Raw genomic sequence first — 960 nt, 5'->3', positions numbered from 1 at the left:
GCATGCGGATGTGCCGTTCGAGCGGCTCGTGGAGGTGCTCAACCCGGTTCGGTCGACGGCGCGTCATCCGTTGTTCCAGGTGGGGTTGTCTTTCCAGAATCTTGCGCAGAGTTCGTTGGAGTTGTCCGGGTTGTCGGTCGCCGGTCTGGACGCCGATACGGGGATTTCGCAGTTCGATCTGCATTTGATCGTGACGGACCGTTACGACGAGGGTGGTCGTCCTTTGGGTGTGGGTGGGTACTTCACGTTTGCGACGGATTTGTTCGATCGGTCGACGGTGGATGGTTTTGTGGAGCGGTTTGTTCGGGTGTTGGAGGCGGTTGTCGAAGATTCGCGTGTTGTGGTGGGTGATATCGATGTGTTGGGTGTTGGGGAACGTGATGTGGTGGTGTCGGGGTGGAATGGGACTTCTCGTGTGTTGGAGGGTGTTTCGGGTTCCGGTGGGGTGTCGTTGGCGTCGTTGTTTGTTGATCGGGTGGTTGAGGTTCCGGGTGCGGTGGCGGTGGTGTTCGAGGGTGAGCGGTTGTCGTATGGGGAGTTCGGGGAGCGGGTGTTTCGTTTGGCTCGGTGGTTGATCGGTGAGGGTGTGGGTCCTGAGGTGTTGGTGGGGTTGGGTATGCGGCGTGGGGTGGATTTGTTGGTGGGGATGTATGCGGTGGTGATGGCGGGTGGTGCGTATGTGCCTTTGGATCCGGATCAGCCGGCCGAGCGTAATGGGTTCATCGTTGAGGTGGCGTCTCCGGTGTTGGTGTTGGTTTCTGGTGGTGGGGATGTGGGTGTGTTTGCTGGTGGTGGTGTGTCGGTGGTGGATGTGGGTTCGTTGGATGTGTCGGGGTTCTCGGGTGAGGTTGTGGGGGATGGTGAGCGGTTGTCGGTGTTGCGGGGGTCGAATGCGGCGTATGTGATTTTCACGTCGGGGTCGACGGGTCGGCCGAAGGGTGTGGCGGTCTCGCATGAGGC

The 960-nt window shown here is 60.0% G+C and carries 1 protein-coding gene; it reads left to right on the top strand.

Annotated elements, in window-relative coordinates:
* Positions 1-960: AMP-binding protein (locus tag BJI47_RS04350; protein WP_139804846.1), on the top strand; the 960-nt coding region annotated here is incomplete at both ends.

The organism is Rhodococcus sp. 1168 (assembly GCF_002091955.1).
GTDB lineage: Bacteria > Actinomycetota > Actinomycetes > Mycobacteriales > Mycobacteriaceae > Rhodococcoides.
Note: the sequence above shows the minus strand (reverse complement) of the source record. Positions and strands in the feature narration are given on the sequence as shown.